At 67.9% G+C, this 22,427-nt stretch carries 21 protein-coding genes; 8 read left to right on the top strand and 13 right to left on the bottom strand.

Annotated features, from left to right (window positions below; translation table 11 throughout):
- The first annotated feature begins 19 nt into the window (after positions 1–19).
- Positions 20–1,228 carry an RNA-guided endonuclease InsQ/TnpB family protein gene (locus OG303_RS03475; RefSeq protein ID WP_405864578.1) on the top strand — a complete coding sequence of 403 codons (1,209 nt, stop codon included), beginning with the start codon at positions 20–22 and terminating at the stop codon, positions 1,226–1,228.
- A 12-nt stretch (positions 1,229–1,240) separates the two neighbouring features.
- Here OG303_RS03475 and OG303_RS03470 read toward each other — a convergent pair whose 3' ends face one another.
- Positions 1,241–2,725: an aldehyde dehydrogenase family protein gene (locus OG303_RS03470; protein WP_405864576.1), complete on the bottom strand. Its 1,485-nt coding sequence runs from the start codon at positions 2,723–2,725 to the stop codon at positions 1,241–1,243.
- Between the two features lie 25 nt (positions 2,726–2,750).
- Positions 2,751–3,521: an SDR family NAD(P)-dependent oxidoreductase gene (locus OG303_RS03465; protein ID WP_405864574.1), complete on the bottom strand. Its 771-nt coding sequence runs from the start codon at positions 3,519–3,521 to the stop codon at positions 2,751–2,753.
- Positions 3,522–3,720: 199 nt separating this feature from the next.
- On the opposite strand from OG303_RS03465, the gene OG303_RS03460 reads away from it, so the two are divergent.
- On the top strand, positions 3,721–4,494 hold the full coding sequence (locus tag OG303_RS03460) for an SDR family NAD(P)-dependent oxidoreductase (RefSeq protein WP_405864572.1): 774 nt from the start codon (positions 3,721–3,723) through the stop codon (positions 4,492–4,494).
- Between the two features lie 21 nt (positions 4,495–4,515).
- Here OG303_RS03460 and OG303_RS03455 read toward each other — a convergent pair whose 3' ends face one another.
- The 5 genes from OG303_RS03455 to OG303_RS03435 all read right to left on the bottom strand — a co-directional run bounded on the left by OG303_RS03455 (position 4,516) and on the right by OG303_RS03435 (position 9,396).
- Positions 4,516–5,256, bottom strand: a complete 741-nt coding sequence (locus OG303_RS03455; protein ID WP_405864570.1) for an SDR family NAD(P)-dependent oxidoreductase — start codon at positions 5,254–5,256, stop codon at positions 4,516–4,518.
- A 5-nt stretch (positions 5,257–5,261) separates the two neighbouring features.
- Positions 5,262–5,699, bottom strand: coding sequence for a Zn-ribbon domain-containing OB-fold protein (locus OG303_RS03450; protein ID WP_405864568.1), 438 nt, complete (start codon positions 5,697–5,699; stop codon positions 5,262–5,264).
- The gene (locus OG303_RS03445) at positions 5,696–6,874 is read right to left on the bottom strand and encodes a thiolase C-terminal domain-containing protein (protein WP_405864566.1); all 1,179 of its coding nucleotides are present in this window, start codon (positions 6,872–6,874) and stop codon (positions 5,696–5,698) included. Before OG303_RS03445 ends, OG303_RS03450 begins: the two co-directional genes overlap by 4 nt.
- Positions 6,874–7,626 carry an enoyl-CoA hydratase/isomerase family protein gene (locus OG303_RS03440; protein ID WP_405864564.1) on the bottom strand — a complete coding sequence of 251 codons (753 nt, stop codon included), beginning with the start codon at positions 7,624–7,626 and terminating at the stop codon, positions 6,874–6,876. The genes OG303_RS03445 and OG303_RS03440 overlap by 1 nt, the downstream gene beginning before the upstream one ends.
- Positions 7,627–7,782: 156 nt before the next feature.
- On the bottom strand, positions 7,783–9,396 hold the full coding sequence (locus OG303_RS03435) for a class I adenylate-forming enzyme family protein (RefSeq protein ID WP_405864562.1): 1,614 nt from the start codon (positions 9,394–9,396) through the stop codon (positions 7,783–7,785).
- Positions 9,397–9,446: 50 nt separating this feature from the next.
- Here OG303_RS03435 and OG303_RS03430 point away from each other — a divergent pair, with 50 nt between their 5' ends.
- Genes OG303_RS03430 through OG303_RS03420 form a run of 3 tightly spaced genes read left to right on the top strand, consistent with a single transcriptional unit; the run spans position 9,447 to position 12,558 of the window.
- A complete protein-coding gene (locus OG303_RS03430) occupies positions 9,447–10,295 on the top strand; it encodes an enoyl-CoA hydratase/isomerase family protein (RefSeq protein WP_405864560.1) in 849 nt (282 codons plus the stop codon).
- A complete protein-coding gene (locus tag OG303_RS03425) occupies positions 10,292–11,332 on the top strand; it encodes a phosphotransferase family protein (RefSeq protein ID WP_405864558.1) in 1,041 nt (346 codons plus the stop codon). The genes OG303_RS03430 and OG303_RS03425 overlap by 4 nt, the downstream gene beginning before the upstream one ends.
- A 5-nt stretch (positions 11,333–11,337) precedes the next feature.
- Positions 11,338–12,558: an acyl-CoA dehydrogenase family protein gene (locus tag OG303_RS03420; RefSeq protein WP_405864556.1), complete on the top strand. Its 1,221-nt coding sequence runs from the start codon at positions 11,338–11,340 to the stop codon at positions 12,556–12,558.
- On the opposite strand, the gene OG303_RS03415 is transcribed toward OG303_RS03420, so the two are convergent.
- Positions 12,555–13,343, bottom strand: a complete 789-nt coding sequence (locus OG303_RS03415) for an SDR family NAD(P)-dependent oxidoreductase (RefSeq protein WP_405864554.1) — start codon at positions 13,341–13,343, stop codon at positions 12,555–12,557. The two genes, OG303_RS03420 and OG303_RS03415, sit on opposite strands and share 4 nt — an antisense overlap.
- A gap of 76 nt (positions 13,344–13,419) precedes the next feature.
- Between OG303_RS03415 and OG303_RS03410 the strand changes: the two genes are divergently transcribed.
- The 3 genes from OG303_RS03410 to OG303_RS03400 all read left to right on the top strand — a co-directional run bounded on the left by OG303_RS03410 (position 13,420) and on the right by OG303_RS03400 (position 17,051).
- On the top strand, positions 13,420–14,565 hold the full coding sequence (locus OG303_RS03410; RefSeq protein ID WP_405864552.1) for an acyl-CoA dehydrogenase family protein: 1,146 nt from the start codon (positions 13,420–13,422) through the stop codon (positions 14,563–14,565).
- A 631-nt stretch (positions 14,566–15,196) separates the two neighbouring features.
- Positions 15,197–16,237: an NAD(P)-dependent alcohol dehydrogenase gene (locus OG303_RS03405; RefSeq protein ID WP_405877062.1), complete on the top strand. Its 1,041-nt coding sequence runs from the start codon at positions 15,197–15,199 to the stop codon at positions 16,235–16,237.
- 52 nt (positions 16,238–16,289) lie between these two features.
- Positions 16,290–17,051 carry an SDR family oxidoreductase gene (locus OG303_RS03400; protein ID WP_405864550.1) on the top strand — a complete coding sequence of 254 codons (762 nt, stop codon included), beginning with the start codon at positions 16,290–16,292 and terminating at the stop codon, positions 17,049–17,051.
- Positions 17,052–17,113: 62 nt separating this feature from the next.
- Here the strand turns inward: OG303_RS03400 and OG303_RS03395 are convergent, their stop codons facing one another.
- The 5 genes from OG303_RS03395 to OG303_RS03375 form a co-directional block, all read right to left on the bottom strand.
- Entirely contained in the window at positions 17,114–18,421 is a 1,308-nt protein-coding gene (locus OG303_RS03395; RefSeq protein WP_405864548.1) for an MFS transporter, read from the bottom strand.
- Between the two features lie 733 nt (positions 18,422–19,154).
- A complete protein-coding gene (locus OG303_RS03390; protein ID WP_405864546.1) occupies positions 19,155–20,165 on the bottom strand; it encodes a sugar kinase in 1,011 nt (336 codons plus the stop codon).
- 53 nt (positions 20,166–20,218) lie between these two features.
- A complete protein-coding gene (locus OG303_RS03385; RefSeq protein ID WP_405877060.1) occupies positions 20,219–20,989 on the bottom strand; it encodes an amino acid ABC transporter ATP-binding protein in 771 nt (256 codons plus the stop codon).
- Positions 20,989–21,639 (bottom strand): amino acid ABC transporter permease, encoded by a 651-nt coding sequence (locus tag OG303_RS03380; protein WP_405864544.1) that lies wholly within the window; start codon positions 21,637–21,639, stop codon positions 20,989–20,991. The genes OG303_RS03385 and OG303_RS03380 overlap by 1 nt, the downstream gene beginning before the upstream one ends.
- Positions 21,639–22,382, bottom strand: coding sequence for an amino acid ABC transporter permease (locus tag OG303_RS03375; protein ID WP_405864542.1), 744 nt, complete (start codon positions 22,380–22,382; stop codon positions 21,639–21,641). The genes OG303_RS03380 and OG303_RS03375 overlap by 1 nt, the downstream gene beginning before the upstream one ends.
- Between the last annotated feature and the right edge of the window lie 45 nt (positions 22,383–22,427).

The following is a 22,427-nucleotide window of genomic DNA, read 5'->3' as shown; positions in this document are numbered from 1 at the left end:
ACTTGGTAGAGTGTGAGGCATGACGCAGCAGGTCAAGCGGGCGTTCAAGTACCGCTTTTACCCCACGGACGAGCAGGCAGCCGAGCTGTCCCGCACGTTCGGCTGCGTCCGCCTCGTCTACAACAAGGCGCTGGAAGAGCGCACACGGGCCTGGTACGGCGAGCAGCGGCGCATCTCCTACGTGCAGTCCTCCGCCGCGCTCACGGAGTGGAAGAAGACCGGGGAACTGGCCTTCCTGACGGAGGTGTCCTCCGTCCCGCTCCAGCAGGCGCTGCGCCACCTCCAGACGGCGTTCGGGAACTTCTTCGCCAAGCGCGCGAAGTATCCGCGCTACAAGAGCCGGAAGAAGTCCCGCGCGTCGGCCGAGTACACCCGCAGCGCCTTCACGTGGCGCGACGGGCAACTGACTCTGGCCAAGATGGCCGGCCCCCTGGACATCCGCTGGTCGCGTCCGCTGCCCGAGGGCACGGAGCCGACCACGGCGACCGTGTCCCGCGACGCGGCGGGACGCTGGTTCGTGTCCCTGCTGTGCGAGGACACCATCGCCCCGGCCCCGGCCACGGATGCGGCGGTCGGTATCGACGCGGGCATCACGTCCCTTGTGACGCTGTCCACCGGCGAGAAGGTCGCCAACCCGCGCCATGAGCGCAAGGACCGGGCTCGCCTGGCCAAGGCACAGCGGGAGTTGTCCCGCAAGGCGAAGGGCTCGGCGAACCGGGAGAAGGCCCGACGCCGTGTCGCCGAGGTCCACGCGCGGATCGCCGACCGGCGCCGCGACTTCCTCCACAAGCTGTCGACTCGTCTCGTCCGTGAGAACCAAACGGTCGTGATCGAGGACCTCACCGTCCGCAACCTGCTGAAGAACGGCACGCTCGCCCGCGCAATCAGTGACGCGGCCTGGACGGATCTCCGCATGATGCTGGAGTACAAGTGCGCCTGGTACGGGTGCGAACTCGTCGTGATCGACCGCTGGTTCCCCAGCTCGAAGCTGTGCGGAACCTGCGGCACGGTCGCGGCGAGGATGCCGCTGAACGTCCGCGAGTGGACATGTGACTGCGGCGCCGTGCACGACCGCGACGTGAACGCGGCACGCAACATCCTGGCGGCCGGGCTGGCCGCGTCTGCCTGTGGAGACGGTGTAAGACCTCAACGGGAGTCCTCCCGGACGGGGCGGTCGTCGGTGAAGCAGGAACCCCAGCGGGTGACCGCTGGAATCCCCCGCCTTTAGGCGGGGAGGAAGTCAACACAGTGACCACTGGATGTGCTGCGGCTCGAGGAACTCCCGCACGCCCCACTCCCCGTACTCCCGGCCGATCCCGCTGGCCTTGAAACCGCCGAAGGGTGCGTCCAGCCGGAACGCTCCGCCGCCATTGACATAGACGGTGCCGGCGCGCAGGCGTTTCGCGATGCCGATACCCTCGGCGGTCGTGGCCGAGAAGACATCGGCAGCGAGGCCGTAGGGCACGTCGTTCGCCAGTGCCACGGCGTCGTCGACATCCTCGTAGGTCAGGAGCACACCGACCGGGCCGAAGATCTCCTCCTGCGCGATCGGTGCCTTCGGGGCGACGTGGTCCAGCAGGACGGGGTTCATGAACCAGCCCTTCTCGATCTCCGGACGGCCGCCGCCGGCGGCGACGACAGCGCCGTCTCGGACGGCCGCATCGACCAATTCCTCGACCCGTCGCCGATGTTCCGGCCCTATGAGCGGACCGACGATCGTCTTCGGGTGCCACGGGTCCCCGGTCCGGATCTTCGTATAGGCAGCCGCGCTCAGTTCGACGAACTCGTCGTGCTGGTCACGGTGGACGAGCAGACGCGAAGGTGCCGCGCATGCCTGGCCTGCGTTCATCAGGTACTTGAGGTGCATGCGACGCACGAGCGGCGCCAGTTCCACGCCGGGCAGCACGACGGTCGGCGTCTTGCCTCCCAGCTCGAGGGTCACGCCCTTCAGGCTGGGCGCGGCCTGCTGCATGATCTGCTCGCCGACCTGGCGCGAGCCGGTGAAGCCGATCTTGTCGATCTCGGGATGGCTGGTCAGCCTGCGCCCGACCGACGGACCGCCGAGCACGATGTTGACCACGCCGGGTGGGAAGTCCGCGGCGGCGATCGACTCGGCGAGCATGAGCGTCGCCAGCGGAGCCCTGGGGCTGGGGGCGATCACCACGGTGCAACCGGCGGCCAGGGCACCACCCATCGTCCGCAGGGCGAGAACGAGCGGGTAGTTGTAGGCGGGGATGACTGCGACCACGCCGACCGGCTGATGGTTGACCAGGCTGTCACTGGGCATCGGCCCGAGGTCGACTCCGAGCGGCTCGGTGCGGTCCACCGCGGCGAGATCGGCATAGGAGCGCAGGATGTCGAGCGGCATCTTGACCTGGCCGACCCGTGACTGGGCGATCGGCGTGCCGCACTCATAGGTGATGGCTGCCGCCAGTTCCTCGGACCGACGCTCGAGCTCGTCGGCGAGCCGGTGCATCAGCCGGGCACGGCCTCGGGCGCCGAGCGCCGTCCAGGCACCGCTGTCGAACGCCCGGCGAGCCGCCAGGACAGCACGGTCGACCTGCTCCACGTCGGCCTGCGGTACCGCCGCGAGTTCAAGCTCCGTTGCCGGGTCGAACACCGTGACCGGGGCGTCGCGTCCCGGCTCGGGCTTACCGTCGATGAAGAGGTCAAGGGCCCAGGTAGGAATGGGTGCGGCCGCGTGGCCGGTGGTCGTACTGGTCATGGCCTTGCCTTCCGATGCGGGGATGTCACTTCGCGACGTAGCCGCCGTCGACCGGCATGGCCACGCCGGTCACGAAGCGGGCATCGTCACTGGCCAGGAACGCCACGACGTCGGCGACCTCGTCCGGCTGCCCGAGCCTGCCCATGGGCACCTGGCGCTTGACGTAGCCGGGGATCTTCTCCTCGACGGCAGGGTTCTCCTCACGGGAAAAGAAGCGCGGCAGCATCGGCGTATCCATCATTCCCGGGCAGACGGCGTTGACCCGGACGCCCTCGGAGGCGAGGGTCAGCGCGAGCGACTGCATGAGCAATACGACGCCCCCCTTGGTCATTCCGTACAGCGGCGCACCTGGTGAACCGACGAGACCGCCGGTGGAGGCGTTGAAGATGACGGCGCCGCGGCCCTCGGCACGCCGGAGCGCCGGCAGTGCGTACATGGTCGCGAAGTACGCACCGCGCATGTTGATGTTGACGGCGCGATCCCACTCCTCCAGCGTGATGTCGATGCCCGCCGCGCCTGGTATGCCGGCGTTGTTGAAAAGGATGTCGAGGCGCCGGTGACGCTGGTCGATGTCCGCGAAGAGACCTTTCAGGTCATCGACGTCGGCCACGTCGACCTCCGCCGCCTCAGCGCTGCCGCCGTCGGCCTCGATCAGCTCGACCGTTTCGCGCGCCGACTCCTTGTTGATGTCGGCCACCACGACGGTGGCACCGTCCGCCGCAAGTCGTCGAGCGCTGGCCTGGCCCATGCCGGACCCGCCGGCCGTCACGACCGCCACGCGATCCTGAAGTCTCATTTGGCACCTCCTTGTGCGCACGCCTGCTCGCCGTGCATCGCCTCGGTTCTCGTGCACCCGCCATGTCTTCGCCGGGGTGACACCTCTGAACCTAACTGAGTTGAGTTCATATTAGTAGCCCAGGGTTATAGTACTTGCGGACGCCCGCAGCGGAACCCCTCTGTGCGCATCATTGAAGTCACTTCAAAAAAGGAGCCGTATGCGCGACCTGTTCGATCTCCATGACCACGTCGCGGTCCTGTCCGGCGGGCACGGCGCCATCGCCGAGGCGATGGCGGACGCGCTCGCGGCCCGCGGTTGCCACCTCGTGCTCGGTGCCCGCCGCGTCGACCGCTGCGAGGAGCTTGCCCGGCGGCTCACGCGCGAGCACGGCGTGACGGCGCTCGCCCACAGCCTGGATGTGAGCGACGAGGAAAGCGTGCAGTCGTTCGTGACCGCTGCGCTCGGGGTGACGGGACGCATCGACGTAGCCGTCAACAGCGCCGCCATCTTCTGGGCGGCGCCCCCCGAGGAGGTGCCGATCGAGCGTGGCTGGCGCCGGGTCATCGACGTCAACCTGACCGGCACCTTCCTGCTCGCCCAAGCAGCCGGCCGGGTCATGCTCACCCAGGGCTCTGGCTCGATCATCAACGTGTCGTCCTTCGGCGGCCTGACCACGTTGCTGCCCAGGGACGGGTCAACGATCAGCTACACCACGTCAAAAGGGGCCATCATCAGCCTGACCCGCGATCTCGCGGCGCAATGGGCGCACAAGGGTGTACGGGTCAACGCCCTGGCTCCGGGGTTCATCGCCACCGGCATGGCCGACACCATCGAAAAGGAGCGGCTCGAGCACTTGACCGCCGATATTCCTATGGGCCGGTTCGGGCGCCCTGAGGAACTCGCCGGCGCGGTCGTCTTCCTTGCTTCCAGAGCCTCCAGTTACGTCACCGGCGCCGTGCTCAGCGCCGACGGCGGCCGCGCGATCGTGTGAGCGCGCGGCCGCCAGGCAGGCTCACCGGGCGAGAAAGCCCCCGTCGATGACCAGCTCACTCCCGGTCATGTAGGACGATTCATTGCAAGCGAGGAACAAGACCCCGTACGCGATCTCCCGCGGCTCTCCTAGCCGACCGAGCGGGATGCTCTCCGTGTCGGTGCCGCGTTCCGAGGCCGAGGTCGAGCCGCCCCGCATCGCGGGCATGTAGCCGGGATGCACCGAGTTCACCCGGACGTTGTCGCGCCCGAGGCGCAGGGCGGCCATCTTGGTGAACGAGCGCACGGCACCCTTGGACGCGTAGTACCCCGGGTGGCCCCCGGTGCCTCCCACGATGCCCACGATGGACGAGATGTTGACGATCGAGCCGCGCTTCGCGGCCGCCATGCGCTTCCCGACTTTGGTCGTCCCCAGATACACGCTCGTCGCGTTCACGGACATGAGCGTGTTCCAACCGTCCAGGTCTTCATGATCGGGAAAGGTCAGCCCGCTCAGCCCGGCATTGTTGACCAGTGCGTCAATCCGGCCGTGGCGCTCCATCGCTGTGTCGATCAGCCGGTCCCAGTCGCCCGGCACGGTGACGTCGGCCTGATGGAAGACCACCTCCCCACCGGCGGCTGCGTTCGAGTCGGTCAACTCGTCGCCGCAGTGGACATCGATGTCCGTCGCGATGACGTGCGCCCCCTCGGAGGCAAGCAGGCGTACCTGCGCCTTTCCCAGCCCGCCGCCCGCGCCCGTCACGATCGCAACCCTGTCCTGCATCCGCATCAGCTTCGCCTCCTCCTGTCCTGAGCTTCTGCGGGTGCGAACCACAGGAGTCCGAAACCGTCCTTGCGCTCCACTTCGGCGACCACCGCAAGGCCCGCCAGGAGGTCTGAGGGGTCACCGAGGTAGCGCCCGATCAGACGGCCACCGTCGCTGAGATCCACCGCCACGATCCCGTAAGGCACATCCTTGTCGAACTCAGGGGCGAACGACCTGTTGGCGACCACCCAGGAGTAGACGCGGCCATCGCCCCGCACCGGCGCGAGGTTCCACCCCTGGGAGCCGCAGTGCGGGCAGAAGGGCTGCGGCGGGAAGAACCGCCGGCGACAGTTCGTGCACTCCGGAATGGTGAGGCGTCCCTGCGCCATCGCTTCCCACCACGCTGCCGTGTCGCGGTTCGGTGTGGGGACGACATACCCCGCAGCGCCCGGCCCGTTCATGCCCTGTCCCCGGTCAGGATGAGGGACGAGCCGTCCATCATCGCGCCGGACGTGACGACCGCGACGTCATTGCGGTCGAGTTGCCGGTCACCCTCGTTGCCCTGGATCTGCAGGACGGCTTCCGCCAAGGTGTTCATCCCGTGGAGATACCCCTCACTGAGCAGGCCCCCATGGGTGTTGATCGGGAGCGAGCCGTTCGCCCGCGTGGCGCCGCTCGCGACGAACGCCGGAGCCTCAGCGCGGGCGCAGATCCCGAGCCCTTCCAGTGTCATGGGGACGACCGCGCTGAAACAGTCGTAGATCTCGGCGAACTGGACTTCGTCCTTCGTGACGCTCGCCGCGCCCCAGAGCCGGTCGGCGAGGTATGTATGGCAGTTCACGGACCAGTCCTCCCAGCTGAAGAGATCGGACATGTCGATGCCCGATCCGCGTGGCGTCGTCCATGCGGCGCTGTCGATGACGGCGGGACGCTGGCGAAGGTCGCGCGCATGATCGAGGGACGTGACGAGCACGGCGCAGGCTCCGTCGACCTCGGGGGTGCAGTCCGCAGTGCGGAACGGGTCGACGACCCACGGCTTGGCGAGATACTCGTCGATCGTCAGCGGATTGCGCAGGATGGCCCGCTCGTTGCGTGCGGCGTACTCACGTTGGGCGACGACAATCTCGCCGAGGTCACGGGAGGTGGTGCCGGTCTCCACCATGTAGCGCCGCGCCCACATGGCGATGTACTGCGGGTAGGCGCCGAATCCGATCGGATAACGAAAGTCGCTGGTCAGCGACTCGTAGCTCGTCGAGCCTATCCGCAGGCCGCTGCGGCCATTGAGTGCGCGGAAGACGAGAACGTTGCGTGCCATTCCGGACTCCACCGCCATGGCCGCGAGGGTGACCGCAAAGCACGGCGCTTGCCCGCCGAGGCTCAGGTCGATCGCGAAGTCGAGCGGGCGCCCGCCGAGGCCGGCGGCGACCGCCTGGCCGTAGACAGAGTCGTTGAGCAGGCTGTAGGTGACGATTCCGTCGATCTCTGCTGTGTCGAGACCGGCGTTGTCAGCGGCGGCGCGGCAGGCCGTCGTCGCAAGGTCGAGGACGCTGGCGCCGGAGTCGCGGCTCAGTGCGGTGTAGCCGACCCCGGCGATGGCTGTCCTCCCGGCGAAGGTGGGCCTGCGGACGGTGGTCATCACAGGCTCCGGAAGGACGGCTGGCGCTTCTCGATGAAGGCGTTGATGCCTTCCATCGAGTCCGGTTTTGTAAGGCAGTACTCAAGTGCGTTGTCGCGCTCGATCCTCAGCGCGTGCGCGAAGTCGGTTCCCAGGCCCGCCCAGATGGTCTTCTTCATGTAGTGCAGCGCCGTGGGGCTCTTGAGCGCCAATCCGCGGGCGAACTCGATGCCCTCGTCGATCAACTGGTCATCCGGCACGATCCGGTTGACCAGCCTCCAGTCGAGCGCCTCGCGGGCGTCGAGCATGCGCCCGGAGAATGCCAGTTCCAATGCGCGGGACGAGCCGACGAGCCGGGGGAGCCTCGCGAGTGCTCCGGCTCCGCCGATCTGCGCGAAATTGATGTGCATGTCACCGATGCGCGCCGATTCCGCGGCCCAGGCGAAGTCGCAGGCGAGCAGCAACTCGGTGCCCCCTGCGGCGCAGATGCCGTTGACGAGCGCGACAACGGGTTTGGTCATCGACGCGACACCCTCGACCAGCCGGCAGTACTCGTCAACGAACTTGGTGAACGCCACAGGGTCGGCCTGCAGCTTCCGGTACGCAGTGATGTCGCCTCCCGCGCTGAACCCACGGCCTGTTCCGGTGATCAACACGGCACGGACGTCAGGGTCTGCTTCGGCGGAGGCCAGTGCCTTCGCGAGTTCTCGCTGGGTGTCCCAGTTGATCGCGTTGAGCTGGTCCGGGCGATTGAAACGAAGGACGGCGGCCACCTGGCCTGCCGAGTCCAGGGGTTCGTGGTCGACGACGACCAGAGCGGTGTCGTGATCCGTGGGGGGTGCTACTGACTTGATCGTCATGGCGTGTTGGGCTTCCTGTCTGCCGGGACGGACGGGCTGCTGTGACGGATGCTCGTGATTCAGTCGAATTCAGATCATGTTGTTGCCTTGCTGGTTGAGGTTTTGTGAGCGCAGGTGGCGGCGCTGGATCTTCCCCGATGTCGTCGTAGGGAGGTGCGCGACCAGGCGGACCTCCCGTGGCGCCTTGTAGGCCGCCAGGTACTTGCGCGCCAAGGCGATGAGGTCCATGTCCGTCACGGCCGAGCCCGGCTTCGTGACCACGAAGGCGCTCACGCGCTCGCCGCGATAGGCGTCCGGCAGGCCGACGACAGCCACCTGCTGCACGTCGTCGTGGCGAAGCAGGACCTCCTCCACCTCGCGCGGCCAGACCTTGTAGCCGGAGGTGTTGATCTGGTCCTTCAGACGATCAACGATGTACACCCAGCCGTCGGCGTCCACGACGGCGCCGTCCCCGGTCCTCAAGGCACCGTTGGGCATCGCGTCGGCCGTCGCATCAGGGTTGCGCCAGTACCCGGGGACCACCGATGGCCCGGACACCTCGAGTTCGCCCTGCCCTCCCGGGCCGAGCGGGGAACCGTCCGGGTCGATCACTCGAAGGGTCACCCCCGGCATGGCTTTGCCCACGGACAGAACCCCGGAAGCTGAATCGACCGGAGCGCGGGTGCCGAGGGGCACCGCGACAACCGCCGACGTCGTCTCGGTCATGCCGTAGACGTTGTGCACGTAATGGCCGAGTCTGCGCTCCAGCGACTCGACCGTAGCCGGGGACACCGGTGCGCCTCCCGAGTAGAGGGCTCGGACGCCGGCGAACACCTCCGGTGTGGCCCTGGTGCTGCCTGCGAGCGAGAGGTACGCCGTGATCGCGGCGACGGTGAAGGTCACGTGGTGCTCGACGAAGGCATCGAGCACCACTTCGGGATGAAAACGTTCGGTCAGTACCAGCGGACTGCCACTGACAAGCCCCACCACCGCGTTGATCACCGCACCCGTGATGTGGAACAACGGCGCCATCGCCAGCACAGTGTCCCGCTCGTCGAGCCCGGCCACGGACGCGAACCCCGATGCCGACGCCAGCACGGCCGCGTGAGTGTTCACGGCGCCCTTCGGTGGTCCTGTGGTCCCTGATGTGTAGGTCAGGAAGGCACATGATGCCGGGTCGGGGATTATCACCCCTGGCCGTTCTCCCAGGCGTCGCACCGCCAGCTCGACGAGGTCTGCCTGGTGCGCAGCGGCCGGCTCGGGCCCCAGAACGCGGTCATCGTCTCGCGTCTGGAAGTGCCGTGAGGAGGTGGCCAGCGACCACGCATCGACCTGCTCGCCCGTCGCGCTGACGTGCTCCGCCTCGCGGGTGTCGCAGACGACTCCCACGGCGCCGGAGTCGGACAGCAGGTACTCCAGTTCCTCGCCGTGGTACATGGGGTTGATCAGCAGTGGGGCCGCCCCGATCTTCCAGAGCGCGAACACGGTCAGCACGAACTGCGGACAGTTCTGCAGGGCGATGCCGACGACATCCCCGCAGCCCACGCCGCGTTCCTTCAGTACTACGGCCACGGCGTCAGACAGGTCGTCGGTCTCGCCCACCGACAGCGTGCGGTCGAAGTAGACGAGGGCCGTGGAGCCGGGAGCCGCGCGGACGCGCGAGCGCCAGGAGTCGAGGGCGGTCTGGGAAGCGGCGCGTGGCATCGATGCCCTCCTGGTCTTGTCTCGTCCGACGTCGCCCCATACTATCTGAATTGAATTCAGTAAAGCTAGAGAGGGAAGGGGCCCTTGCTGTGATGGGTAGCGATCCGGACACTCGATACGACTTCAACACGATCGAAGTCGTGCGCAAGAACGACATCCTCCACGTGACGCTGGCGAACCCGCACAATGCCGTCAACGCCGTGGACGGGCCCATGCATCGTGAGCTCGGCAGGCTCTTCGAGCAGCTGAAGAACGAGCGGGCGGCGCGAGCCGTGGTCCTGACCGGCTCAGGCACGGCTTTCAGTGCGGGTGGCGACTTCGCCTGGATGCGGGAGCAAGGGCCTGACACGCTCCGCAACCTTCGCAACGAGGGCAAACAGCTCGTCTGGAACGCGCTCGACGTCGAGGTTCCGATCGTGGCCGCAGTCAACGGCCCGGCGGTCGGGCTGGGCGCGACACTCGCCTTGCTGTGCGACGTCGTCGTCATGGGGGAGTCGGCCACGATCGCCGACCCGCACGTGAAGGTGGGCCTCGTGGCGGGAGACGGCGGCGCGGTGCTGTGGCCCATGCTCATCGGCCCCATCCAGGCCAAGCGTTACCTGCTCACCGGCTCGGCGCTGACGGGCCCCGACGCCGAGCGGCTCGGGCTCGTCACGGAGTGCGTGCCGGACAGCGAACTGGCCGAGCGGGCCCACGCCTGGGCACACCGCCTGGCCTCCGGTGCATCGGTGGCGATCTCCTACACGAAGGTTGCGGTCAACCAGATGATCAAGCAAGCGATGACCACCGCATTCGACTACTCAACCGCGCTCGAGGTCCTGACCTTCGTCAGCGCCGATCACAAGGAGGCGCTCGACGCGATGGAGCAGAAGCGCAAGCCGGAGTTCCAGGGCCGATGACCGATGCGACCGGGACGCGCACGGCCGAACCGCCCGGTTTGGACCTTGCCGCCCTCCGAGCCCACCTCGAATCGGCGCTGCCCGGCACCACCTGCGGTGAGTTGACCGGCTCCGTGATCGCGGGCGGGAAGTCCAACCTCACCTACGACGTAAGTGACGGATCACGGCACTGGGTCGTGCGGCGCCCGCCTCTTGGCCATGTGCTGGCGACCGCCCACGACATGAGCCGCGAGCATCGCGTAATGACGGCCCTGCACGGCAGTCAGGTCCCCGTCCCGCGCACGTATCTGCTGTGCGAGTCGCCCGACGTCATCGGTGCCCCGTTCTACGTGATGGAGCGCGTCGAGGGAACGACCTTCCGCTGGCGCTCGCAACTCGAGCCGCTCGGAGCCGGGCGGATCGAAGCAATATCACGCCGTCTGGTCTCCACACTGGCGTCCCTGCACACGGTCGACCCCACGGGGGTCGGTCTGGGCGACTTCGGCCGCCCCGACGGCTACCTCGAGCGCCAGGTGCGACGGTGGGGCCGCCAGCTCGACGCGTCCCGCAGCCGCGACCTCGCAGGCGTCGACGAACTCCGGCGCCTGCTGGAGTCGACCGTGCCACCCTCGGGTGAGGCGGCCCTTGTGCACGGCGACTTCCGGTTGGACAACACGCTCGTCAACGACCAGGACAACATCGTCGCGCTGCTGGACTGGGAGATGGCGACTCTCGGGGACCCGCTGGCCGATCTGGCGCTGATGCTCGCCTACGACCGGCTCGCCAGGCACCCCGAGGGTGACGGCATCGCCGATGCCTCCACGGCCGCCGGATACCTCGGCGCCTCCGAGGTGGTCGATCTCTATGCCGGGCTGAGCGGACGTGACGTGTCACGGATCGGGTTCCACCTCGGCCTCGCGTTCTTCAAACTCGCCGTCATCCTCGAGGGCATCCATTTCCGCTTCATCAGCGGGCGGACCGTGGGTGACGGATTCAACCGCGCCGGGGCACTGGTCGAGCCCGCACTCGCCGCCGGCCTCGAATCACTGAAGGAGTAGGACAGGTGGATTTCGCGCACGACGATGTCACGAAGGTGAAGCTCGAGGAGCTGACCTCCTTCATGGACGACTACGTCTACCCAGCTGAGCAGACATTCGCCGAACAACTCGCCGCACTCGACGACCGGTGGGCATGGTCGCGTGTCCCCGTGCTGCAGGAGCTCAGGGCCGAGGCCAGGCGACGCGGCCTGTGGAACCTTTTCCTGCCCGGCAAGGACGGCGGCGGTCTGACGAACCTGCAGTACGCGCCACTGGCCGAGCTCACCGGGCGCAGCCTTCACCTCGCCCCGCCCGCGCTGAACTGTTCTGCGCCCGACACCGGCAACATGGAGGTGCTGCACCTGTTCGGCACCGACGAGCAGCGGAAGCGGTGGCTCGAACCGCTGCTGAAGGGCGAGATCCGCTCGTCGTTCGCCATGACGGAGCCGCGTGTGGCGTCGTCCGACGCGACCAACATCGAGACGTCGATCGTCCGGGACGGCGACGAGTACGTACTGAACGGCCGCAAGTGGTGGATCACCGGGGCGCTGAACCCCGACGCGGCGATCTTCATCGTCATGGGCAAGACCGATCCGGACGCCCCTCGGCACCAGCAGCAGAGCCAGGTTCTCGTCCCGAGGGACACCAAGGGGCTGACCATCCTGCGCGGGATGCACGTCTTCGGCTACGATGACCACAGCCACGGCGGGCATGCCGAACTCGTGCTGGAGAACGTCCGGGTGCCGGTGTCCAATGTGATCGGCCGCGCAGGCGATGGCTTCGCCATCGCGCAGGCACGGCTGGGTCCCGGTCGCATCCACCACTGCATGCGCTCGATCGGTGTCGCCGAGCGTGCCGTGGAGCTCATGGTGCGCCGCGCCTCGGAGCGAGTCGCGTTCGGTAAGCGGATCGCCGATCAGGGGGTGGTGCGTGACTGGATCGCCGAGTCCCGGGTCCGGATCGAGCAACTTCGGCTGCTGGTGTTGAAGACGGCCTGGTTGATGGACACGGTCGGGAACAAGGGCGCGCACTCGGAGATCCAAGCGATCAAGATCGCGACACCGAAGACGATCGAATGGATCCTCGACAAGGCGATCCAGGTACATGGCGCGGGTGGCCTGAGTCAGGACTACTTCCTGGCTCAGGCCTTCGCCGGGATACGAACGCTGCGTTTCGCGGACGGCCCCGACGAGGTCCACAAGAACTCACTGGCACGCGCGGAGATCCGCCGCTTGGCGGGTGCCTAACGTGCCGTCCACCCGCCGTCGACGGCGAGCACTTGCCCGGTGCAGTAGGAGGAGGCCGGGGAGACGAGGAAGAGCAGCGCGGTGTCCAGTTCGTGGTCCGCACCCGGGCGGCCGACCATGGTGTTGCGATCGACCCAGCCGGCCGAGCGCTCATCGGCGAACAGGCCCGCGGTCATCTCGGACGGGAACCAGCCAGGCGCGAGGGCGTTGACCCGGACTCCTCGCCGGCCCCATTGACCGGCCAGCTCGCGAGTCAGCCCGATGAGTCCTGCCTTGGAGGAGGCGTATCCCGCACCACCGACCGGCGCGCCGGACACCAGCCCGAGGATCGAAGCGACGTTGACGACGCTCATCCCCGACGGCGAATCGGCGGCCATGACCAGGTCGCGCGTCAACGCGTAGGCGGCGACCAGATTGACCGAGAGCAGCCGCAGCACGTCGTCGGGCTCCTCCTCCTCGGCACGGAGGGGCCCGCTCATGCCCGCGTTGTTCACGACGATGTCGACGCGGTCCCATCCCGTGGCCTCGCCCGTCGCCTCCGTGACGATCCGGCGACGGTCGTCGGGCGAGTCGATGTCGCCCGGCAGCGGCGTGATCGCGGGATGCAGTCGCCCCAACTCGGCCAGCCGGTCGGCCCGGCGAGCCGTGGCCACTACATCCGCGCCCGCCTCGGCGAGCAGCAGGGCGAAGCGGGCGCCGAGCCCCGACGACGCACCGGTCACCAACGCGGTGCGGCCCTTCAGGGAGAAGAGCTCGGCCGGGGGCTGTGGTGCGGTGAGATCCATGACTGGCCGTCCTCCAGAGTCGTAACTGAATTCAAATCAGTTTAGTATCAGGCTAGCGTCCATATCGAGGAGAGAGATGCGCCGAACCATCTTCGAGACCGAGCATGAGGACTTCCGGGCCGCGGTTCGCGAGTTCGTGGAGCGCGAGATCAAGCCCCACGTCGAGGAACACGGGGCACAGGGCGAGATACCCCAAGAGGTCTGGCGCACAGCGGGCGGCCACGGTTTCCTCGGCCTATGCGTGCCCGAGGACCTCGGCGGGGCGGGGATTGACGACTACCGGTTCAATGCCGTCCTTGACGAGGAACTCGTCCAGGCCGGACTCGCGTACGCGTGCGCGTTGGGGGTGCACACGCACGTCATCGCTCCCTATCTTGTGAACCTCACGACGCCCGACCAGCGCAAGCGCTGGCTGCCGTCGTTCTGCCGAGGCGAGTTGATCACCGCCATCGCGATGACTGAGCCGTCGGGCGGGTCCGACCTGGCAGCCCTGCGGACCCGCGCGGTGCGCCACGGGCAGGAGTGGGTGATCAACGGTGCCAAGACTTTCATCACTAACGGCGCGTCCGCGGCGCTCACCATCGTCGCAGCGCAGACCGAACCAGGCAGCCGTTCGAAGGGGATCACACTCTTCGCAGTGGAGGCCGGCACACCGGGCTTCGACCACGGCAGGCGACTGTCCAAGGTCGGCCAGCCGCAGGGTGACACCGCGGAGCTCTACTTCGACGAGGTCCGGATATCCGACGATGCGGTGATCGGTGAAGTCGGCGGAGGCTTCCCGGCGATGATGAAGCATCTCGCCCAGGAACGCCTCGCCTCGGCGGTGTGCAACATCGCGCACGCGAGGAAGGTGCTCGACGAGGCGATCGCCCACGTCAAACGGCGCGAGGCGTTCGGTAAGACCATTGCTGCTTTCCAGCACACGCGCTTCCTGCTCGCCGACCTGGTGACCGAGGCCGAGGTGACGCAAGCGTTCGTCGATGCGTGCATCGCGGCGCACGTCGCTCACGAGCTCACCCCGGAGCAGGCGGCGATGGCCAAGCTCAAGTCATCCGAAGTGCAGGGCACGATCGTTGATGCTGCCGTCCAGATGCACGGCGGGCTGGGTTACATGCGCGAGAGCGCCGTCGCCCAGGACTGGATGGATGCCCGTGTCACGCGCATCTGGGCCGGCACCAACGAGATCATGCGTGAGGTCATCGGCCGTTCGGTGACCCGATGAAGGTGGGCGCGGGGCACCGCAAGACGGCTCGGTGATCGCTCGGACGGTTCGCCGAACCGTCAAGCAGCACGGCCCAGGTCCGCCAGACGCTTCCCAACAGATCAGTGTCGGCGACCTCCTCTGCTGTTCCGCACCCGGGCCCCCGCGGGGCGACGAATCCAGCGCGCAACATTTTGGGGCTTCGGGTCGCCACGCCCGCCTCCGTGGGGACCGGAGCCACCACGTTCCGGCAGATCCCGAAGCGGATCGCCTCCTTGGCCACGGCCTGGCTGAGCGCGTGAACCCGCCTTGAAGGCGGCCTGGCCGGGAAAGTGGGCAGGGGCGTCGAAAGCCGACAACGCGCCGCCAGGAAGCGTCTTCGAGTGAATCGGTCACTGCGACTGGCCGCGCCTCGACCAGCGCCTGCGCGATCCGCTGCCTGAGCTCCGGGTCGTCCACACCGACCGCGTCTGACATGTCGAGTTCGACCGTCTTGGCAGCGGGCAGTTCAGTTCCTTGACAACGGCTGCAACAGCATTGTCGCCGGGCCACGGCTACCACCCTTGCCGGAGCCGGCTGCCTCACTTATTGAATTGACTTCATTTCTGTTACCGTGGCGACCGTGGGTCTTATGAGATCGGAGACGGTGAAGATGCAGGCACTGCGGCTGATCAAGTGGGGAGAGCCTCCGGCTCCGGTCCAGGTCGAGCGTCCGGTCCCGCACGGCAGCGAGGTGTTGCTGCGGGTGGAGGCCGCCGGGCTCTGTCACTCCGACCTCCACCTTGCCGAGGCGCCTGAAGGGGCTTTCCCCTACCAACTTCCGTTCACCCTCGGCCACGAGGTCGCCGGGCGCGTCGCAGCGCTCGGAGCGGGCACCGAGGGAGTAGCGGTAGGCGAACGCGTAGTGCTTCACGGACCGTGGGGCTGCGGCGCCTGCGACCGTTGCACCGCTGGTATGGACAACTACTGCGACCGGCGCGACGCCCTCACCTGGAACGGGGCCGGACTGGGACGAGACGGAGGAATGGCCGAATACGTCCTCGTCCCGTCCGCCCGACATCTGGTGCCGATCGACGACCTCGCGGCTCACCAAGCGGCGCCGCTGTCCGACGCGGGCCTGACGTCCTACCATGCCGTCGCCGGCCTGCGGCATACGCTCGAAGCAGGCTCCACCGCCGTCGTCATCGGCGTCGGCGGACTCGGGCATCTGGCCGTCCAGATTCTCCGTGCGACCACGCATTGCCGCATTCTCGCGGTCGACATCCGAGAGGAAGCGGTGGCTCTCGCACACCGCTGCGGAGCGCACTTCGGCACTTTGCTGCACGCGGACACCGGCCGTGTGCTCAGGGCGGAGAGCGGAGGCGTCGGAGCGGACGCCGTGCTCGACTTCGCCGGCACCACCGAGTCGTTGGAACTCGCGACGAGCGTGCTGCGCCCGGGCGGTGCACTCGCACTGGTCGGCAGTGGCGGCGGCCACCTGACGGTACGCAAGCCAGGTGCGCTGCCAAAGGGCTTCAGCCTCTCGCTGCCCTTCTGGGGAAGCCGCACCGAGCTCGCCGAGGTCATCGCGCTGGCCCGCTCAGGGGCGATCCACGTCGAGACGGAGCAGTTCCCGCTGTCCGCCGCGACGGAGGCCTTCGAGCGGCTCCGGCGCGGCCGAGTGCAGGGGAGGGCCGTCCTGGTGCCCGACTGAGGCCCAACTTCCTCCGGTTCGCCCACTAGCGTCTACAGAAGGAGAGTTTGGAATGCGCTTTGCCGAAAAAGTCGTGATCGTCACAGGCGGTGCTCGGGGCATGGGCGCCTCACATGTCCGCGGTTTGGTCGCGGAAGGTGCCCGGGTCGCCCTCTGCGATGTGCTGGACGGGGAGGGAGAGGCCCTGTCCAAGGAACTCGCCCACGCACAGTATTGGCACCTCGATGTCACCAGCGAAGAGTCGTGGCAGTCCGTTGTCGGCGCGGTGGAGGACGCCTTCGGCCCTGTGGACATTTTGATCAACAATGCGGGGATCATCTACCACGGCGGGGTCGAGGAGCAGTCCCCTGATCAGTTCCGCCGCATCCTCGACGTCAATCTGGTGGGTGCCTTCCTCGGCATGCACACCGTCCTGCCCGCCATGCGCCACCGCGGCCGCGGAGCCATCGTCAACATCTCCTCGGCGGCCGGCCTCATGGGCTTCGCCGACGGCATCGGCTACGTCGCGAGCAAGTGGGGCGTGCGCGGCATGACCAAGGCAGCGGCGCTGGACCTGGCAGGCACCGGGGTACGCATCAACTCCGTACACCCAGGTGTCATCAGGACGCCCATGGGAGAGGGCGCCACCCCCGAGTTGTTCGCGCAGCAGCCACTGCCGCGTATCGGGGAGCCTGAGGAGGTCACCCGCATGGTGCTCTTCCTCGCCAGCGATGACGCCTCCTACACCACCGGGGGCGAGTTCCTCGTCGACGGCGGGCAGACCATAGGCCGGACCGGTCATGCCCGTGCTTCCGATGCCGGGGCCGGCAGCTGAGGGGGAGTGGCGCAAATGGCCGCCGGTGCCATGCCCGGCGGCCATTTGGACGGTCGGTGCCGCTATACGTCCTTGCGGATGGTGAGAAGTACACCGATTCCGATCACGCACACCGCCATGACGAAGAACGCCGGGGCGAGCAGGTTGCCTGTCTGGTGGACCAGGTAGGCCGCGATGTAGGGAGCCGTACCGCCGGCGAGGACGACGCCGACGTTGTAGCCGATGGCCATGCCGGTGTAACGGACCCGGCGCTCGAACAGACGCGGCCACAGGCTGGCCGCAGGAGCCAGCACCAGCGAGCCGCACGAGAGGAACAGGAGGTATGCCGCAGCAGTAAGGGCCAGACTATGCCGGCCCATCAGCGACATCGCGGGATAAGCGGTCACCAGGAACCCCAGAAAGCCGACCATCACGATGCGACGGCAGCCGAACCGGGAGGCAAGCCAACCCGCCGGCAGCATGACCAGCACGGAGACGAACACAACGCCCGAGGTCATCCAGAACACGTGGGTCGGGTCATACCCCAGGTCGGTGGTCAGATAGACACCGATGTACGTCAGGCCGAGGAAAAGGGCACCGCTCTGGGCCACCGACAACCCCACGGCCTGCAGAAGCGCCCTGCGGTGGGTCGAGAGGACCTCGCGGACCGGGGCAGTAGGAATGTCGCGACGCTGGGCGGCCGCGGCAAATTCAGGAGTGTCCTCGATCCGCAGTCGGGCCCAGAGGCAGAACAGGGTGAGGGGCACGGCCATCAGGAAGGGCAGGCGCCAGCCCCATGCCGCCATCTGATCCTGCGTGGTGAGTCCAGAGACCGCGCCTGCTGCTGCGGCTGCGAGCGCGAACCCGAGGTTGGACCCCATGGGCGTAAATCCACCGAGGAAGGCCCGACTACGAGGCGGCGCCGATTCATAGACGTAGGCGTACGCGCCGACCGACTCGCCGCCGGAGGAAACCCCCTGCGCCATCCTGGCGAGCAACAGCAGCACTGCGGCCGTCACACCGATCTGGTGATACGTCGGCAGTAGCCCGGTGATACTGCTGGCGACCCCCATGCATAGCACCGAGGAGACCAGCGCCCTACGGCGGCCGAACCGGTCGCCGAGCCGCCCGAAGAAGATACCCCCGAGCGGTCGCACGACAAGTCCGGTGCCGAACACCGCGAGGGCAGCCATCACCGAAGCCGTCGGGTCACTGCTCGGAAAGAACTGCGGAGCCATAACCACGGCCAGGTAGCCGTAAATGCTGAAATCGTAGTACTCAATCACCGTGCCGAGGCATCCCGCGAGTATCGCGCGGCGCACGGAACGCGGACTGGGCGGCGCCGGATCCGCCCCTGACCCTGATTCGGCGGACCGTTGGGTGACGCTCATGACCGACTCCCTCCTGCGGCACAGGCCGTTCTCTGCCGACGCCTCGGAGGCTACAGAACTGAACTCAATACAGCTAGCCTCGCGTACAGCATTTCGAAAACGCGCAGTACAAGGCCATGATCATGTAGTGGGAAGGCGGCTGACAGGCCACGATTTGGCCTACGATTCGAACTCGATTTAGTTGAAATGGAGAGGGCGCTGCGACGGGTGCGGCAGCCGCTCGGCCTTCCGCTCCCACCCTGCACCGGCGCTGGAGAGCGGCGCCGGCACCCAAGAGCTACACACTGGCCATGTCAGCAAGGAAGCCGCACCTGCACCAGCCGGAACGGCGCCCTCGGGCACGGCGGTGCAGGCCTTGGCCCCGTCGGCTCCAGCGGATGAGCAAGGCGGTACCCACCGAAGCGGGTTGAGTTGGGCCCCAGTCGGGAACGCCGACGAGCGCAGTTGGCTGCGTTGCGGCGGGAGGGAGGGTACGGCCTTGAACCGCCAGTTCAGGACCTCGCCGGCCAGGCAGTGATCCGTAATGGCGCGGACGTTCTCCGGGGGCGGGCGAGGGCTCTGACGTCGCCTTCGCGGAGGTAGACGCCGGTCGCCGGGTCCTGTGGCCCCTGACCGGCGACCTGCAGAATCGGTCCCTTCCGCACGCCCTGGGAGAAGGCCCAGGCCGGTGCGGATCTCGGTCGTCGGTATCGCCGTCTGACTCATCGTGGTGCTCCTTGTGGGGGAGCGGGTGTCAGGTCAGGCGCAGGGCGGACCAGGCTGTGTTGTCGAGCGCGAGGTGGCGGTCGAGGGTCTCGCGGGTCAGGTCAGTGGGGACGTCCTCCCGGGTACTGAGCGTCGCGGCGGCCACGAGGTGGCCCAGGCGCAGCCCGTTTGCGGGGGTGCGGCCTTCCAGGAGCGCCGCGAGGTAGCCGGCGGCGAAGGCGTCACCGGCTCCGACGGGTTCGACGACCCGGGCGGCAGGGGTGGCGACGAAGGTTTCCTCGCCGTCGGCGCCATACGCCGTTGCTCCGTGCCCGGCGTCCTTGACGACCAGTACCGGGCGGGGGCCGAGCAGGTCGCGGACGTCTTGTGCCGTGTGGGTGCCCCACAGTCTCTCGGCTTCGTCGCGTCCGACGAACACGAGGTCGGCGCCGCGGGCCAGCTCCAGCAGCACGGGGGCAGCGTCGGCCGGGCGGTGCCGCCACAGAGCCGGGCGGTAGTTGACGTCGAAGGAGATGACCGGCCCGGGGACTGCACGGCGGGCGACGAGGTGGGTGACCAGTTCGGCGCAGCTGTCCGAGAGTGCTGCGGTGATGCCGGAGAGGTGCAGCACGCGGGCCCGGTGGAGCAGCGCAAGGTTGGCCAGGCTGGGATCCATGGCGGCGGCCGCGGAGTCCCGGCGGTAGTAGTACGTGCCCGTGCCGTCGGGGCCGGGGTCCTTGAAATAGACGCCGGTCGGCCGTCCCGGGTCCGTTTCTACGGCGGAGACGTCGACGCCGCGGGCGGTGAGATCGTCCAGGACGCGCCGTCCGAACGGATCGTCGCCCACCCGGCCCAGCCAGGCGGCGCTGTGCCCCAGGGCGACCAGGGCACAGGCCACGTTGGACTCCGCTCCACCCACGGCGAGCGCCAGTGCTCTCTGGTGCGCGAGAGGCCGGGTGTCCCAGGGGCTGAGTACGGCCATGGTTTCTCCGATGCACACCACCTCGGCATGGGTCTGCGAGCCGGAGGGCGCGCGGGGAGAAGGGGGCGGGATGAGCACGGGGTTCCTTCTGCGGGTTTTCAGGCAGTGGTGTCAGGACGGAAGGAGTGCCCTCATGTGTCCAGGACACGGTGCAGGAACTGCTGGGTGCGCTGTTCGGCCGGGTTGCCGAAGACCTGCTCGGGCGGGCCCTGTTCGAGGACGACGCCGCCGTCCATGAAGACGACGCGGTCGGCGGTGTCCTTGGCGAAGCGCATCTCGTGGGTGACGACGACCATGGTCATGCCGTCTTCGGCGAGGGAACGCATGACGCCGGTGACCTCGCCGACGAGTTCGGGGTCGAGAGCGGAGGTCGGTTCGTCGAAGAACATGATCGCGGGGTCCATGGCGAGCGCCCGGGCGATGGCGACGCGCTGCTGCTGACCACCGGAGAGCTGTGCGGGGTAGGAGTCGGCCTTGTCGGCGAGCCCGACCCGCTTCAAAGCGGCGCGGCCGCGCTCTTCGGCCTCCACGCGGGAGAGCTTGCGGACCTTCAGCAGGGCGAGCGTGACGTTGCCCAGCGCGCTCTTGTGCGGGAAGAGGTTGAACTGCTGGAAGACCATCCCGACGTGCCCGAAGATCTCAGGCGCGCGCTTGCGGTCGTGCAGTGGGACACCGCCCACCCACACCTCGCCGCTGTCCGCGCGCTCCAGGTCGCACATGATGCGCAGCAGGGTGCTCTTGCCGGAGCCGCTGGCGCCGATCAGGACGACGACCTCGCCCGGCTCCACGTCGATGTCGACGCCCTTGAGGACCTCCAGTTCACCGAAGCGCTTGTGTACACCGGACAGCGAGATCCGCGAGGTGGTCACCGCCTTCTGCTGGGCGGCGGGGTCGGTGATCATCATGCGGTGACAGCCTTTCGCTCCATGCGCCGCACGAGCAGCGACAGCGGATAGCAGATGACGAAGTACAGGACGGCGACAGCAACGTAGGAAGTCGTAGGGTCGCCCACGCGGTCGATGACGGCCTGGCCCTGGCGGACCAGTTCGACATAGCCGATCACCACGGCGATCGAGGTGTCCTTGATCAGGGAGAGGTACTGGCCGACCAGCGGGGGAAGGACGATCGCCCGGGTCTGGGGAAGGATGACGCTCAGGAACGTCTGGATGCGCGGCAGGCCCAGCACACGCGCCGCCTCCCACTGGCCGCGGGGCACCGCCTCGATGCCGGCCCGGAAGATCTCCGCGATGTAGGCGCCCTGATAGAGGGTCAGGGCGATCAGGGCTGCACCGAAGACGGTGATGCCCACGAGGCCCAGGTAGGACGCGCCGAAGTAGAGGAAGAGCATCTGGATCAGCAGCGGTGTGCCGCGGAAGACCTCCAGATAGCCCCGGGCAAGCTGGGCCAGGACCGGGATGCGGCTCGTGCGCACGGCCGCGACGACCAGTCCGAGCAGGGTTCCGGTGGCGATCGCCGCGAGCGACAGAAGTACGGTGGCCCGCAGGCCGGAGACGTACAGTTCGCGGTTCGACCAGATGACCGACCAGTCCATCAGGCCTCCTTCTGGACGGGACGCGCGGAACGCGCCGGCAGCAGACGGCGTACAGCACTGAGGGGGCGGGGTCGCTCGGAGGGACGCAGGGGAGGCTTGAACGCGACCCGCCCGATGAGTCCCGCCACGAGGACGACCGCGTTGGTGAGGACGAGGTAGAGCACCGCGGCGATACCGAAGACCTGCACGGTCAGCAGCGTGCGGGAGTTGATGACCATCGCCGTGCCCGTCAGCTCGGGGACGGAGATGGCGGACAGCAGTGACGAGCCCAGGATGATCTGCACGAGCTGGTTCACCACTGCGGGGTAGACGTTGCGCAGGGCCTGCGGCAGCACCACGTGCGCGAAGGTGCGCAGCGGGCTCAGGGCCAGCACCCGGGCGGCTTCGCTCTGGCCGCGCGGGACGGCCTGGATGCCGGCGCGGAAGATCTCGGTGAGGTACGCGCCGACGTTCACGCCGAGCGCGAGCACGCCCGCCTGCACCGGGCTCAGCCGCAGACCGGCCGACGGAAGCGCGAAGTAGGCGACGAACATCTGCAGCAGCACGGGCGTGTTGCGGATGACCTCGACGTAGACGGCGGCGGGCGCGCGCAGCACCCTGTAGCGGGATCTGCGGGCCAACGCGCCGAGCAGGCCGAGGACGAAGGCGAGCGCGAAGGCCTCGAGCGAGAGTTTCAGGGACAGCCAGGCCGCGTCCAGATAAGTGGCCCAGTCCCGGAGGGCGTAGGTCCAGTCAACGAACATGGGACTCCTCCACGGGGCGGCGGCAGGGGGCCGCCGCCCAACCGG

Origin of the sequence: Streptomyces sp. NBC_00005 (assembly GCF_045160215.1) — a bacterium.
Lineage (GTDB): Bacteria > Actinomycetota > Actinomycetes > Streptomycetales > Streptomycetaceae > Streptomyces.
This window is presented reverse-complemented; position numbering and strand designations above follow the sequence as displayed.